Origin of the sequence: Kitasatospora sp. NPDC059795 (assembly GCF_042732175.1) — a bacterium.
In the GTDB taxonomy this organism is placed as follows: Bacteria; Actinomycetota; Actinomycetes; order Streptomycetales; family Streptomycetaceae; genus Kitasatospora.
In genome coordinates this window covers 71,942-84,883 of record NZ_JBHWID010000015.1, presented here as the reverse complement: position 1 = coordinate 84,883, position 12,942 = coordinate 71,942, and the positions used below count along the sequence as shown (strand labels likewise).

Genomic DNA, 12,942 nt, shown 5'->3' with positions numbered 1-12,942 from the left:
GGCCGGACGCGGCTGCTACGTCTCCGGGTAGTGGCAGGCCACCTGCTGCGCCCGCGTGGTGAGCGTCAGCAGCGGGGCCTCCTCGCGGCACCGCGCCTGCGCCTTCGGGCAGCGCGGGTGGAACGTGCACCCCGACGGGGGGTTCGCCGGGCTGGGCGGGTCGCCGAGCAGCACGATCCGCTCGCGCGCCCGTTCCGCGGCCGGGTCGGGCAGCGGGACGGCCGACAGCAGCGCCTTGGTGTACGGGTGCGCCGGCCGCTGGTAGACGTCGTCCTTGTCGCCGATCTCGACGATCCGTCCGAGGTACATCACCGCGACCCGGTGGCTGATGTGCTTCACCACGGCGAGGTCGTGCGCGATGAACACGTAGGCGACGCCGAGCTCGCGCTGCAGGCGCTCCATCAGTCCGACGATCTGCGCCTGGATCGAGACGTCGAGCGCGGAGACCGGTTCGTCGGCCACCACGAGCTCGGGCCGGGTGGCGAGCGCGCGCGCGATCCCGATCCGCTGGGCCTGTCCGCCCGAGAACTGGTGCGGGTAGCGCTCCAGGTGCTCCGGGGCGAGTCCGACCAGCTGCACCAGGTCGCGGACCTCGCGCGCGATCTCGCCGGACGATGCCCCCTGGGCCCGCAGCGGCGCGGCGATGATCTGCTGGACGGTCTGCCGCGGGTTCAGCGAGGCGAACGGGTCCTGGAAGATCATCTGGAACTTGCTGCGCAGCGGCCGCAGCCGTCCCTGCGAGGTCCGGGTGATGTCCTGGCCGCGGAAGGCGACGGTGCCCGCCGTCGGGTCCAGCAGCCGCACCAGCATCCGCCCGGTGGTGGACTTCCCGCAGCCGGATTCGCCGACCAGTCCGAGCGTCTCGCCGGGCCGGACGTCGAAGCTGACGCCGTCGACGGCCCGGACGCCGGGCAGTCGGCGCAGCACGCCGCGGGCGCCGGGGAAGGTCATGCCGAGGTCGCGGACGCTCAACAGGGCGTCGGAGGGCGCGGGTTGGGCGTGTTCGGCGGCGTGGAGGGTCTCGGTGGTCATGCGGTCACCTCATCGAGGACGCAGGCGCTGCGGTGTCCGTCGGCGACGGTGCGCAGCGGCGGCCGGTCGCCGGTGCAGCGGCCGTCGGAGCTCGCGGCGTAGGCGGGGCAGCGCGGGTGGAAGGCGCAGCCGGCGGGTGGGGCGAGCAGGGAGGGCGGGGCGCCGGGGATGGCGCGCAGTTCGGCGCCGTCCTCGTCGTCGAGGCGGGGCAGCGAGTCGAGCAGGCCGCGGGTGTACGGGTGCCGGGGTGCGGTGAACAGTTTCTCCGCGGGGGCCTGTTCGACGGCGGAGCCGCCGTACATGACGAGGACTTCGTCGGCGACCCGGGCGATCACGCCGAGGTCGTGGGTGATCATGACGATGCCGAGTCCGCGTTCCTGTTGGAGGCGCATCAGCAGTTCGAGGACCTGGGCCTGGACGGTGACGTCGAGGGCGGTGGTCGGTTCGTCCGCGATGATCAGGTCGGGGTCGCAGGACAGCGCGAGGGCGATCATGGCGCGTTGGCGCATGCCGCCGGAGAACTGGTGCGGGTGTTCGCGGGCGCGGCGGGCGGGTTCGGGGATGCCGACGTCGCCGAGGACGTCGACGGCGCGGGCGAGGGCGGCTTTGCGGGTGCCGCCGAAGTGCTGGCGGTAGGCCTCGGCGATCTGGTCGCCGACGGTGAAGTAGGGGTGCAGCGCGGTGAGGGCGTCCTGGAACACCATCGCCATCTTCCGGCCGCGCAGGGCGCGGAGCCGGTCGTCGGGGGTGCCGATCAGTTCGGTGCCGTCGAGTTTCGCGGAGCCGGTGACGGTGGCGCCGCGGTGGAGTCCCATGACGGCGAGGGAGGTGACGGACTTTCCGGAGCCGGATTCGCCGACGATGCCGAGGGTGCGTCCGCGTTCGACGGTGAAGTCGATGCCTTTGACGGCGCGGACGGTGCCTTCGGCGGTGGGGAACTCGACGGCGAGGTCGCGGACTTCGAGCAGCGGGTGGGGGGTCATGACAGCCTCGCCCTCGGGTCGATCCAGGCGTAGACGAGGTCCACGACCAGGTTGGAGGTGACGATGAAGAAGGAGGCGAGCAGCGTCACGCCCATGATCACCGGTTGGTCGGACTTGTTGAGGGAGTCGGCGAAGAGTTTGCCGATGCCGGGGAGGCTGAACAGCGATTCGGTGATGAGGGCGCCGGCGAGCAGTCCGCCGAGGTCCATGCCGAGCATGGTGGCGACGGGGGTGAGGGCGGGGCGCAGTCCGTGTTTGCCGACGACCCGGCGTTCGGGCAGGCCCTTGGCTCGGGCGGTGCGGACGTACGGTTCGGCCATCGTCTCGATGACGGAGTTGCGGGTCATCCGGGCGTAGATGGCGGCGTTCAGCAGGGCGAGGGTGATCCACGGGAGGATCAGGTTGGTGATCCAGCCGACGGGGTTCTCGCCGAAGGCGATGTACCGGGGGTAGGGCAGGATGCCTGCGACGGTGACGACCAGGTAGAGCAGGATCATCGCGGTGAAGTAGACCGGCAGGGCGGCGATGCCGATGGTGCCGATCATCAGGGTGCGGTCGAGCCAGGTGCCGCGGCGCAGGGCGGAGATCACGCCGGCGCCGACGCCGAGGAGCAGCCAGAGGGTGGCCGCGCCGAGTGCGAGGGAGATGCTGGTGGGGAGCCGGTCCATCATCAACGCCCAGACGGGCTGGGCGGATTGGAAGGAGTAGCCGAAGCAGGGGAAGCCGCACTGCACGGCGTACTGGCCGGTGCCGAGGGTCTGGCCGGCGAAGATGCCGCGGACGTAGTGCCAGAACTGGACGATCAGGGGGTCGGCCAGTCCGAGCTGCTGTCGGACGAGTTCGATGCGTTCGGTGGAGCAGTCCTTGCCGCAGAACTGGGCGGCGGGGTCGCTGGGGAGCAGGTAGAAGACGGCGAAGGTGAGCGCGCAGACGATCAGCAGGGTGGCTGCCATCGCGGCGAGCCGGCGGAGCAGGTATCCGATCATGCCCGGCTGCCCTTCGGGTCGAGGGCGTCGCGCAGGGCGTCGCCGACCAGGGTGAAGGCGAGGACGACCAGGAAGAGGCAGGCGCTGGGGAGGATGAAGAACATCGGGTCGACCTTGTAGTAGAGCACCGCGTCGGAGATCATCTGGCCCCACGAGGGCGTGGGCGGTCGGATGCCGACGCCGAGGAAGCTGAGCGCGGCTTCGGTGCCGATCAGGCCGGGGACGGCGAGGGTGACGTAGACGACGATGGTGCCGGTGAGGTTGGGCAGGATCTCGCCGAACAGGATGCGGGCGTTGCTGGTGCCGCTGGCCCGGGCGGCCTCGACGTATTCGCGGTGCCGGAGCGAGAGGGTCTGGCCGCGGACCACGCGGGCGATGTACGGCCAGGAGAACAGCGACATGACGCCGATCAGCAGCACGACGCGGTTGACGTCCCGGGCGACGGAGAGCAGCGCGATCATGAAGATCAGGCTGGGGAAGGACATCATGACGTCCATGAAGCGGCTGATCAGGGCGTCGACGCGGCCGCCGAAGTAGCCGGCGGTGATGCCGAGGACGGTGCCGATGAGGGTGATCAGCAGGGCGGCGCTGAAGGCGACGAGCAGGCTGATCTGGGCGCCGTAGAGGAGTCGGGCGAAGATGTCGCGGCCGAGCAGTGGTTCGACGCCGAGCCAGTGGTGCGAGCTGATGCCGCCGAGGGAGCCGCGGGGCAGGCCGCCGAGGTACGGGTCGATGGCCTTCTTGTCGACCGTGTCGGGGCGGGTGCCGCTGATCGCGGTCAGCACGGGGGCGAGGAGGGCGGCGAGCACGAAGAAGCCGATGATGCCGGCGCCGACGAGGGCCGCCTTGCGGCGGCGCAGGCGGTGCAGGGCGAGGGCCCAGGGGGAGGCGGGGGCCTCGGCGGCAGCCGGGGCCCCCGCTCCCTCGGCCGGGGCCGTGGGGAGCGGGGTGGTCATGGTCTGGACTCCGGCTCTACTTGGCGGACTTGAGGCCGATGGCCGCGTAGTCGAGCTGGCCGGCCCAGACGGGGTGGGCGTAGGCGCCGGCGATGTTGGAGCCGACCAGGACGGGCTTCTTCTGCCAGATCAGCGGGACGGCGGGCGAGAGGTCCATGATCTTGGCGTCCAGGGCCAGCCAGGCGGCGTTGGCCTTCTGGAGGTCGTCCATGCCGGCGATCCGGTCGAGTTCGGCGTTGACGGACGGGTCGTTGAACCGGGTCATGTTGCCGTTGTTGCTCTTGTCCTTGATGGCCCGGCCGTCGAAGATCATCGGCAGGAAGGTGCCGGCGGACGGGTAGTCGGGACACCAGCCGAGGCTGGTGAGTCCGGGCTGCTTGTCCTTGTCGCCGACGATGGAGTTGACGGCGGTGGGGTCGACGGTGGTGATGGTGACGTCCACGCCGACGCGCTTCAGGGAGGCCTGGATGGACTCGGCCTGCGGCTTGCCGCCGGTGGAGGTGACCATCTCGGTGGAGAAGCCGTTCGGGAAGCCGGCTTCGGCGAGCAGCTGCTTGGCCTTCTCGGGGTCGCCGGCGGGCTTGATCATGAAGTGGTCGACGGCCGCGCCGGCGGTGAGCACGGGCGGCAGGTAGGTGGTGGCGATCTCGTTGAACGCGGGGCCGCCCATGGCGCCGGCGAAGGACTCCTTGTCCACCGCGTACTGCATCGCCAGGCGGACCTTGGCGTTGTCGAACGGGGCCTTGGTGTTGTTCATGTCCAGCTTGGTGGTGCAGCCGGCGTTCTCGCTGACCAGGCGCTTCTTCACGTCGGGGTTGGTGAGCACCTCGGAGATCTTCGAGGGAACCAGGTCGACGTAGGAGATGGCGTTCTTGTCGTCGCCCTGGTCGGCGATCAGTCGGTCGGCGATGCCGCCGCCCTTGAGGGTCTGGTCGACGACGATCTTGTCGGGGTAGGCCTTGCGGATCGGGTCGGTGGCCTGGTCCCAGTTGGAGTTGCGGACCAGCACCATGCGCTTGCCGCGGTCGTAGCTCTCGATCTTGTAGGGGCCGGAGGAGACCGGGTGGTTGGAGTAGTTGGCGCCGGCCTCCTTCGCCTTGGGCACCGGCGAGAAGGTGGGCAGGGAGGTGGTGTAGGCGAACTCGGCGACCGGGCGCTTGAGGTGGAAGACGATGGTCTTGGCGTCGGGGACCTCGATGGCCTCCTTGCCGAGCCGCTCGCCGCTCAGCGGGCCCTGGTAGCCGGCCGGGGCGTTGAGGTAGCGCACCGCGTAGTCGGGGCCGCCGGCCAGCTCCGGCGAGTACGACCGCTCGACGTTGTACTTGATGTCGTCGGCGGTGATCGGGGTGCCGTCCTCGTACTTGAGGTTGTCCTTCAGGTGGAAGGTCCAGGTCTTCGCGCCGTCGCTGGAGGTGCCGAGGTCGGTGGCCAGGTCGGCTTCGAGCTTCAGGCCCTCGGCGCCGGGGGCGGCCTTGAAGGTGGTCAGGGTGCGGTAGAGCATCCGCACGCCGACGTCCATCACGGGCATGGTCCAGTTGCGGGCCGGGTCGAGCTGGTCGAAGTCCTGGTTGGACAGGATGGTCAGGGTGCCTCCCTTGACCGGGGTGCCGCCGATGATGCCGTCGCCCGCGGTGGTCACCCCCTGCTGTCCGCCGTTGTCGCCGCCGTCGTTGGAGGTGCTGCTGCACGCGCCGAGGGCGAGGGTGAGGGATGCCGTGATGACCGCCGCGAGGGCGGCGTGGGTACGCCTGTTCATGAGTGCACTCCGGTACTGGGGGCCGCTCAACCGGGGATCCGTGCCGCCCGGGGACTGGCCCGCTCTGAGGTGTGACCCGTAACATAGTAATGTGAAATTGCACTACGCAATGAGGCGGTCGGACCGTTACCGAGACGTGTCATTGACTCCCGCCCGAAAGTGCAAGTGGTTTTCCCACCACGCCTGTTGACCACGCCCCCGCGAAGGAGCCCTCCCCCGATGGCCGACCAGTCCGCGCTGCACACCGGCAGCCACGACCTCCCCGTCACCCCCGCCCTGTCCGCCTACATGTCCGACCAGTGGGCCCCGACCCCGCTCTCCGCCGACCTGCGGGTGCCCGGCCACGGGTACCTCGCGGGCCGCCTGGCCCGGATCGCCGCCGCCTTCCCGGGCGAGCGACTGCTCGTCCCCGCCGGGCAGTTGAAGGTCCGCAGCAACGACTGCGACTACCGCTTCCGCCCGAACAGCGCCTACGCCCACCTCACCGGGCTGACCGGCGAGGAGCAGGTCGGCCACGTCCTGGTGATCGAGCCCGACGGCGAGGGCGTCCTCTACCTGCGGCCGCGCTCCGACCGGTCCGACGGCACCGGCGCGTTCTTCCGCGACCGCCGCTACGGCGAGCTCTGGGTCGGCCGGCGCGCCGACCTCGCCGAGGCCGCGAACCTCACCGGCCTCCGCGCCGCCCACCTCGACGACCTGCCGAAGCTGTTCACCGGCTCCGTCCCCACCCGCGTCCTCGCCGACGTCGACCCCGTCCTCGACGCGCTGACCGGCCGCCCGCACGCCGACCACACCGTCCGCGACGGCCAGCTGGCCGCCGCGCTCAGCGAGCTGCGCCTGATCAAGGACCCGTGGGAGGTCGAGCAGCTGCAGCTGTCCGTCGACCACACCGCCGCCGGCTTCGCCGACGTGGTCCGCGCCCTGCCCGCCGCGCTGCGCCACCACCGCGGCGAGCGCATCCTGGAGGGCGCGTTCAACGCCCGCGCCCGCGCCGAGGGCAACGGCACCGGCTACGAGACCATCGTCGCCTCCGGCGCGCACGCCTGCGTGCTGCACTGGATCCGCAACGACGGGCCGCTCGACCCCACCCAGCTCCTGCTGCTGGACGCGGGCGTGGAGACCGACACCCTGTACACCGCGGACATCACCCGCACCCTCCCGCTGTCCGGCACCTTCTCCTCCGCCCAGCGCGACGTCTACGAACTCGTCCTCGCCGCCCAGAGCGCCGGCATCGCCACGCTGCGCCCCGGCGCGTCGTTCCGCGACTTCCACCGCGCCGCGATGCGGGTGATCGCCGAGGGCCTCTCCGAGTGGGGCGTGCTGCCCGTCTCCGCCGAGGAGGCGCTGCGCGAGGACTCCGGCCTGTACCGCCGCTACACCCTGTGCGCCAGCGGCCACATGCTCGGCCTGGACGTCCACGACTGCGCGAAGGCCCGCGCCGAGACGTACCTGGACGGCGTCCTGGAGGAGGGCATGGTGCTCACCGTCGAGCCCGGCCTCTACCTGCAGCCCGACGACCTCACCCTGCCGCCCGCGCTGCGCGGCACCGGCGTCCGCATTGAGGACGACCTGGTCATCACCGCCGACGGCGCCCGGCTGATGTCCTCCGCGCTGCCGCGCACGGTGGACGGCATCGAGACCTGGATGGGCGAACTGCTGTCGGAGCGCTGACCCGACAACCGGATGATCGGGCGGGCGGTGCTGCGTCGGCTCGGCTGCCATGACCGACCGCACCGCCCGCCCTCCCGCCTGCCGGCGCAGCTCCCCGATCTGAACAGCGTCACCGGCGTCCGGGCGGTGGCCGAGGAACGGCTCGCGCAGGGCGACCCCGCCTTCCCACCGACCTCGGCCTCGCCGAACGCCTCGACGGTGCCGGGGAGGGCGGCGGAATCCAACGGCCGGATCGAGGCCCGGGTGTTCGCGTTCGCCGAACCGCTGCCCGTCGCGTCCGTGCCCGGGGCCCTGCATGCCCTCGGACTGGAGTGCCTGGCCGGTGTGCGGCCCGCCGCCTTCTCGGTCTCCACCTGCCCGCCCGCCGAGGCCTGGCACATCCTGTTCGCCGCGGCCTCCGCCGGCGGCGCCTACAGCTCCGGCAGTCGCGGCGCGTACGGCCGCCTCACCGCCCGGCAGTCCGTCACCGCCCTCGCCGACGCCGGCCCCGCCACCGTCCAGTCCCGCGCCGCCGCGTGCCGCTGGCTCACCTTCAACGCCCCCACCTCCCCCTGGTTCGACCACATCGCCCTCACCCCCGACGGCCGCCGCCTCGCCGTCCTCGCGGCCACCGACACCGACCGACGCGCGCCGTCAACTCCCCTTCGGCGCATAGCGCAGCAGCACCACGTCGCCGACCGTCTCGACGCCCAGCAGCGCCATCCGGTGCGCGCTGCCGCCCGGGAACGCCGCCGGGTACACGAACCGCGGTGCCCCGGCCTCGCCGACCAGCAGCGGCGCCACCGCCAGCTGGATCTCGTCGGCGAGGCCCTGCGCCAGGAACTGCGTGTGGATCCGTCCCCCGCCCTCCACCATCAGCCGCCGCACGCCGCGCGCGGCCAGGTCGTCGAGCACCGTCCCGAAGTCGACCGCCTCCCCGGTGGCGACCACCTCGGCCAGCCCGTCCAGGGTGTCGCGCAGCTTCGACGCGGCAGCGTCGGTGGTGTAGACGACCTTCTCGCCCCCGAAGTGCCAGAAGTTGAGCCCCCGCGGGAGGTCGCCGTTCGCCGTGACCGTCACCTTCAGCGGGTACGCCGGCTTGCCCGCCGCCACCCGCGCGGCCCGCCGCTGCTCGCTGTTGACGAGCAGCCGCGGATTGTCCGACCGCAGCGTGTTCCCGCCGACCAGGATCGCGTCCGACTCGGCCCGCACCCGGTCCACCCGGTCGAAGTCGGCGGCGTTCGACAGCAGCAGCCGCTCCGCCGAGGCGTCGTCGATGTACCCGTCGATCGAGGTGGCGACACTCAGCAGCACGAAGGGCCGCTCGGCCATGGTGGCTCCGCTCTTCGGGTCGTGGGGGGTCACGCGCGCCCGGCTTCCTCCCACAGCGCGCGGGTGACCTCCGCCGCGCCGCCCTCGCGGGCCGAGGCGTGGGCGGTGCCGGCCCACAGGTGCATGCCGGAGGGGTCCTCGCGGCGGGCGGCGGCGGCGCGCAGCGGCTGGGTGAGGTAGTGGACCTCGGGGTACACGGCGGGGGCGTGGCCGTCGTGGCGGGCGATGAAGGCGTTGCGCAGGGCGCGGGCGGGGCGGCCGGTGAAGACCCGGGTGACGGTGGTGTCGGGGATCTCCACCAGGGCCCGGCGGTGGGCGGCGGAGGCCCCGGACTCGTCGGTGCGCAGGTAGGCGGTGCCGAGTTGGGCGGCGATCGCGCCCGCGCGCAGGGCGGCGGCGACGGCCGGTCCGTCGCCGAGGCCGCCGGCGGCGATCAGCGGGAGCGGTGTCACTTCCCGTACGGCGGCGAGGAGTGGGAGCAGCGGGAGGGTGCCGGGGACGTCCTCGGCGCGGTGGGTGCCGCGGTGGCCGCCCGCCTCCGGGCCCTGGACGACCAGGGCGTCCAGGCCGAGCGCGGTGGCGGCGCGGGCCTCCTCCGGGTCGGTGACGGTGCCGAGTTGGCGGATTCCGGCGGCCCGGATCGCGTCGGCCTCGTCCGGTCCGGGCAGGCCGAAGGTGTAGGAGACGTACGGCACCGGGTCGCGCAGCAGCGCCTCCAGCTTGGCCTCCCAGCCGTCCCGGTCGGGCCGGATGTCGGCGGGCAGCTCGACGCCCCACCGCTCGGCCTCGGGGAGCAGCCGCTCACGGTACGCGGCGACCGGCCCGGGGTCGGACGGCGGCGCGGGCACGAACAGGTTCAGCCCGAACGGGCGGTCCGTCAGCTCGCGGGTGCGGCGGATCTGTTCGAGCGTCGAGTCGACCGTCCGGTACCCGGCGGCGAGGAAGCCGATGCCGCCTGCCCCGTTCACGGCCGCGACCAGCTCGGGGGTGCTCGGCCCGCCCGCCATCGGGGCCGCGATCAGCGGCACCTCCCAGTCGAATGCCATGCCGCTCCCTCGCCTCCACGCGCGCCGATCCGGTCGCCCCCACCCTACGTCCGCGCCCGATCCCCCCGACGCTCCCTCGTCCGGCGGCCGTGGGACACTCCCCGGATGCTGCTGACCTGGATCGCCGAAGTGGCGGACGAACCGCTGGCGCTGGAGCCGGACGACCGGCCGGTGGAGTGGGAGACCAACACCTGGCGGCTGAGCACGGACGACGCCGAGCGACGGGCACTGTCCGTGCGGGAGGTGGTGGCCGCCTTCGAGGAGACCGCCGACCGCATCCGGCGGCGCATCCGGGAGCGGGGCTTCGCCGGGGTCGCCACCTTCTACGTGTGGCACGACGAGCAGGCCGGCCAACTCCGCTGCTCGACCGGGTCGGTGCCCGCCGACCGCCTGCCGTTCGGCGCCGCGTACCTGCCGGTCGACGACCTCGGCCCGATCGTCGAGGGCTACCTGCGGGACGAGGAACCGGGCCTGGTCCCCTGGGCGAGCCTCGTCACCGTCACCGACCGGTCGGCACTCGACGAGCCCGAGCCGGGGTTCCCGCCGTTCCCGGTGTGGGTGCGCGGTGTCGGCGCGGCCCCGGTTCCGAGGCCGGGAGAGCAGCCGCCGGTAGCGTGACGGGCGTCACATCTGCAGGGCCGTCACATTCGGGGGGCCTGTTCGGTCAGTCCTTGCAGAAGCACACACGACAAGGAGCCCGACCGTGGACGCACGCATCGACTACTTCGGCAACCCGCTCGCCGGGAAGATCCTCAAGCACATCAACTCGGCCGGCGCCGCCATCGGCGGGTCCTCGCTGCCCGCCGCCACCCAGGAGCTGGTGAAGATCCGCGCCAGCCAGATCAACGGCTGCGGCTTCTGCACCGACATGCACACCAAGGACGCCGTGCACGCCGGCGAGACCCACCAGCGCCTGCACCTGGTCGCCGCCTGGCGCGAGGCCACCTGCTTCACCGACGCCGAGCGCGCCGCACTCGAACTCACCGAGCAGGGCACCCGGATCGCCGACGCGGCGGGCGGGGTCGGTGACGAGGCCTGGGCGGAGGCCGCCAAGCACTTCGACGAGGAGCAGCTGATCGCCCTGGTCGGCCTGATCGCGCTGATCAACACCTACAACCGGGTCAACGTGATCATCCGTCAGCCGGCGGGCGACTACGTCCCCGGGCAGTTCGCCTGACGCTCCGCCCCTGTCGCGGTGCCCCCGGGCCCCGCGACAGGGGCGGACACCCGCGCGGCGGCGGCCCGGACGTCCGCCTCCCAGACGGCGAATTCCGCCGGCGTCCACCGTCCGCCGCAGCACCAGCAGTACTGGTTGAGCAGCCTGGTCAGCGCCTTCTCGTCCTCGCCCACGCCACGTAGCTCGCGCTCGGTCACCGCCCTGGCGAGCTCCAGCGGCGTCGTCCTCCCCGCCGCCGCCCGGCTCGCGAGGCTCCGCAGCAACCACCTTTCCCCGTCGGCCAGTTCGGGCCAGCTCAGCCCGAACTCGTCCACCACCTGCCGCAGCAGCGCCTCCGACTCGAACGCCGACTCCCGCCGCGCCCGCCCGGCCAGGTCGCACAACGCCGGCGAGTCGCACCCTTCGGCCACCAACTCAGCTGCGGCCATGGGCAGTTCGTCGGTGCTCAGCTCCCCCACGCGATACCGCAGCGCAACCTCCCGCACCCGCTCCACGCCCACCGTCCCGCTCACCGCTCCTCCGCTTCCCACCCGAACGCACCCGGCACCCGTCGCCCAAGGAACTGGCCCGCACCACGGCTTCAACGCCGCTCCACCCATGGACAGTTCACCCGCCGACACGGCGCCCCTCGGCCACGAGTGCCGCCGCGGCGGCCCGCACCCTCGCTTCCCACTCGGCAAGCGCCTCGGGGTTCCCGTCCGCGACGCACCCCTCGCAGCAGCCCTCCATGACGATCCGGCAGAACGCCAACTCCGGTTCGCCCTCCGCGTACTCCAGTCCGCCGACCGTCGCCACCGCTTCGGCCAGCGAGTCGAGTTCGCCGGAGTGCAGGCGGCCGGCGAGGTCGCGCAGCGCCCACCGCTGGGCCTCCTCCTGCCCGGGCCGCTGCACGCCGAGCTCGTCGAGTGCCCGCCCCCACAGCTGCTCCAGCTCGTCGCGCGGCTCCCGGCCGTTGCACCCGGCCAACTCCCGCAGCGTCGGCGAGTCGTCGCCTTCGGCCAGCAACTCGGCCGCCGCCATGGGCAGTTGCTCGCAGCACAGCTGCCCGACGACCTGACGCATCGCCCTCACACGCAGAGACTCCATGCGCCGCAGCCTGCCAGCCGAAGCACCCTTCCGACCAGCGGTTTTCCCGCGGCGCCGCAGGTCAGGCGCGGCTGGTGTCGATCACGCAGAAGCGGTTCCCCTCGGTGTCGGCGAGCACCACGAAGTCCGGGTCCTGCGGGTAGCTGTCCCAGTCGACGCGCTGCGCGCCGAGGGCCACCAGCCGTTCGACCTCGGCGGCCTGCTCCGCCGCATCGGCGGCGTACAGGTCCAGGTGAACACGCGGGTGCTCCTGCACCGGCGACTCGCTCAGCCCGAGCGCGATCTGCACGCCCCCGCCCCCGTCGCCGGGCACCAGCACCACCCAGCGCTCCGTCCCCGCCTCCCGGGGCAGGTACCCGAGGGCACCCGTCCAGAACGCCGCCGCCCGCGCCACATCCGAAGCGCCCAACACCACCGACCCGACACTCACCATGCCGCCGATTCTCGCGCAGCCCGGCCACCCCCAACGCGCCGCCCCCGCACCGGCCGTGACCCCACCCGTCAGGGGTTCTGCACGTCGTACGCGCGCCGCGCCCGTTCCACCTCGTCGAGGTTGCTCGCCGCCCACTGCGCGAGGTGCGCGAAGAGCGGGGCCAGGCCTCGGCCGAGTTCGCTGATCTCGTACTCGACCCGGGGCGGCACCTCCGGGTGGTACGTGCGCACGACCATGCCGTCGCGTTCCAGCTGCCGCAGCCGCTGCGTCAGCACCTTCGCGGTGATGGTGCCGATCCGCCGTTCCAGTTCGACGAACCGCTGGCGGCCCTCGGTGTGCAGGGTCCACAGGATCGGCGTGGTCCACCGGCTGAACACGATGTCGACCACCGCACTGGTGGGACAGGCGAGTTCGGGGTCGGTCGCGGCCGCCGGCGCCCACTCGGTCTCGGTGGCCACGCGCACTCCCCAGGTAGTCGCTTTCCCCTAGGTACGTACTGTATCCG

At 72.5% G+C, this 12,942-nt stretch carries 14 protein-coding genes and 1 pseudogene; 4 read left to right on the top strand and 11 right to left on the bottom strand.

Annotated elements, in window-relative coordinates; all coding sequences use genetic code 11:
* Positions 1-15: 15 nt before the first annotated feature.
* The 5 genes from ACFV4P_RS27320 to ACFV4P_RS27300 are packed head-to-tail and all read right to left on the bottom strand — an operon-like array spanning position 16 to position 5,713.
* Positions 16-1,032 carry an ABC transporter ATP-binding protein gene (locus tag ACFV4P_RS27320; RefSeq protein ID WP_380475433.1) on the bottom strand — a complete coding sequence of 339 codons (1,017 nt, stop codon included), beginning with the start codon at positions 1,030-1,032 and terminating at the stop codon, positions 16-18.
* Entirely contained in the window at positions 1,029-2,015 is a 987-nt protein-coding gene (locus tag ACFV4P_RS27315) for an ABC transporter ATP-binding protein (protein WP_380475431.1), read from the bottom strand. Before ACFV4P_RS27315 ends, ACFV4P_RS27320 begins: the two co-directional genes overlap by 4 nt.
* On the bottom strand, positions 2,012-3,001 hold the full coding sequence (locus ACFV4P_RS27310) for an ABC transporter permease (RefSeq protein ID WP_380475429.1): 990 nt from the start codon (positions 2,999-3,001) through the stop codon (positions 2,012-2,014). Before ACFV4P_RS27310 ends, ACFV4P_RS27315 begins: the two co-directional genes overlap by 4 nt.
* Positions 2,998-3,957: an ABC transporter permease gene (locus ACFV4P_RS27305; RefSeq protein WP_380475427.1), complete on the bottom strand. Its 960-nt coding sequence runs from the start codon at positions 3,955-3,957 to the stop codon at positions 2,998-3,000. The genes ACFV4P_RS27310 and ACFV4P_RS27305 overlap by 4 nt, the downstream gene beginning before the upstream one ends.
* Before the next feature lie 16 nt (positions 3,958-3,973).
* Entirely contained in the window at positions 3,974-5,713 is a 1,740-nt protein-coding gene (locus ACFV4P_RS27300) for an ABC transporter substrate-binding protein (RefSeq protein ID WP_380475425.1), read from the bottom strand.
* A gap of 219 nt (positions 5,714-5,932) precedes the next feature.
* Here ACFV4P_RS27300 and ACFV4P_RS27295 point away from each other — a divergent pair, with 219 nt between their 5' ends.
* Together ACFV4P_RS27295 and ACFV4P_RS27290 are read left to right on the top strand one after the other, a co-directional pair.
* Positions 5,933-7,384 carry an aminopeptidase P family protein gene (locus ACFV4P_RS27295; RefSeq protein ID WP_380475423.1) on the top strand — a complete coding sequence of 484 codons (1,452 nt, stop codon included), beginning with the start codon at positions 5,933-5,935 and terminating at the stop codon, positions 7,382-7,384.
* A gap of 12 nt (positions 7,385-7,396) precedes the next feature.
* Positions 7,397-7,993, top strand: a pseudogene (locus ACFV4P_RS27290) (DUF6183 family protein); the annotation flags it as partial.
* A 24-nt stretch (positions 7,994-8,017) separates the two neighbouring features.
* Here the strand turns inward: ACFV4P_RS27290 and ACFV4P_RS27285 are convergent.
* Together ACFV4P_RS27285 and ACFV4P_RS27280 are read right to left on the bottom strand one after the other, a co-directional pair.
* Positions 8,018-8,728 carry a RibD family protein gene (locus ACFV4P_RS27285; RefSeq protein WP_380475421.1) on the bottom strand — a complete coding sequence of 237 codons (711 nt, stop codon included), beginning with the start codon at positions 8,726-8,728 and terminating at the stop codon, positions 8,018-8,020.
* Positions 8,725-9,741, bottom strand: a complete 1,017-nt coding sequence (locus ACFV4P_RS27280) for a nitronate monooxygenase (protein WP_380475419.1) — start codon at positions 9,739-9,741, stop codon at positions 8,725-8,727. Before ACFV4P_RS27280 ends, ACFV4P_RS27285 begins: the two co-directional genes overlap by 4 nt.
* A gap of 105 nt (positions 9,742-9,846) precedes the next feature.
* On the opposite strand from ACFV4P_RS27280, the gene ACFV4P_RS27275 reads away from it, so the two are divergent.
* Together ACFV4P_RS27275 and ACFV4P_RS27270 are read left to right on the top strand one after the other, a co-directional pair.
* On the top strand, positions 9,847-10,359 hold the full coding sequence (locus tag ACFV4P_RS27275; protein ID WP_380475417.1) for a hypothetical protein: 513 nt from the start codon (positions 9,847-9,849) through the stop codon (positions 10,357-10,359).
* Positions 10,360-10,444: 85 nt separating this feature from the next.
* Positions 10,445-10,918, top strand: coding sequence for a carboxymuconolactone decarboxylase family protein (locus ACFV4P_RS27270; RefSeq protein WP_380475415.1), 474 nt, complete (start codon positions 10,445-10,447; stop codon positions 10,916-10,918).
* On the opposite strand, the gene ACFV4P_RS27265 is transcribed toward ACFV4P_RS27270, so the two are convergent.
* The 4 genes from ACFV4P_RS27265 to ACFV4P_RS27250 all read right to left on the bottom strand — a co-directional run bounded on the left by ACFV4P_RS27265 (position 10,894) and on the right by ACFV4P_RS27250 (position 12,895).
* Positions 10,894-11,430 (bottom strand): hypothetical protein, encoded by a 537-nt coding sequence (locus tag ACFV4P_RS27265; RefSeq protein WP_380475413.1) that lies wholly within the window; start codon positions 11,428-11,430, stop codon positions 10,894-10,896. The genes ACFV4P_RS27270 and ACFV4P_RS27265 overlap by 25 nt on opposite strands.
* Before the next feature lie 94 nt (positions 11,431-11,524).
* Positions 11,525-12,004, bottom strand: coding sequence for a hypothetical protein (locus ACFV4P_RS27260; protein ID WP_380475411.1), 480 nt, complete (start codon positions 12,002-12,004; stop codon positions 11,525-11,527).
* Positions 12,005-12,065: 61 nt separating this feature from the next.
* Entirely contained in the window at positions 12,066-12,437 is a 372-nt protein-coding gene (locus tag ACFV4P_RS27255; RefSeq protein ID WP_380475409.1) for a VOC family protein, read from the bottom strand.
* Positions 12,438-12,505: 68 nt separating this feature from the next.
* Positions 12,506-12,895, bottom strand: a complete 390-nt coding sequence (locus tag ACFV4P_RS27250) for a winged helix-turn-helix transcriptional regulator (protein WP_380475407.1) — start codon at positions 12,893-12,895, stop codon at positions 12,506-12,508.
* Positions 12,896-12,942 lie beyond the last annotated feature (47 nt).

Excerpts from the sequence above, each read along its gene's own strand:
- ACFV4P_RS27320 (WP_380475433.1), bottom strand. The coding sequence starts at position 1,032 with ATGACCACCGAGACCCTCCACGCCGCCGAACACGCCCAACCCGCGCCC.
- ACFV4P_RS27315 (WP_380475431.1), bottom strand. The coding sequence starts at position 2,015 with ATGACCCCCCACCCGCTGCTCGAAGTCCGCGACCTCGCCGTCGAGTTC.
- ACFV4P_RS27310 (WP_380475429.1), bottom strand. The coding sequence starts at position 3,001 with ATGATCGGATACCTGCTCCGCCGGCTCGCCGCGATGGCAGCCACCCTG.
- ACFV4P_RS27305 (WP_380475427.1), bottom strand. The coding sequence starts at position 3,957 with ATGACCACCCCGCTCCCCACGGCCCCGGCCGAGGGAGCGGGGGCCCCG.
- ACFV4P_RS27300 (WP_380475425.1), bottom strand. The coding sequence starts at position 5,713 with ATGAACAGGCGTACCCACGCCGCCCTCGCGGCGGTCATCACGGCATCC.
- ACFV4P_RS27295 (WP_380475423.1), top strand. The coding sequence starts at position 5,933 with ATGGCCGACCAGTCCGCGCTGCACACCGGCAGCCACGACCTCCCCGTC.
- ACFV4P_RS27280 (WP_380475419.1), bottom strand. The coding sequence starts at position 9,741 with ATGGCATTCGACTGGGAGGTGCCGCTGATCGCGGCCCCGATGGCGGGC.
- ACFV4P_RS27275 (WP_380475417.1), top strand. The coding sequence starts at position 9,847 with ATGCTGCTGACCTGGATCGCCGAAGTGGCGGACGAACCGCTGGCGCTG.
- ACFV4P_RS27260 (WP_380475411.1), bottom strand. The coding sequence starts at position 12,004 with ATGGAGTCTCTGCGTGTGAGGGCGATGCGTCAGGTCGTCGGGCAGCTG.
- ACFV4P_RS27255 (WP_380475409.1), bottom strand. The coding sequence starts at position 12,437 with ATGGTGAGTGTCGGGTCGGTGGTGTTGGGCGCTTCGGATGTGGCGCGG.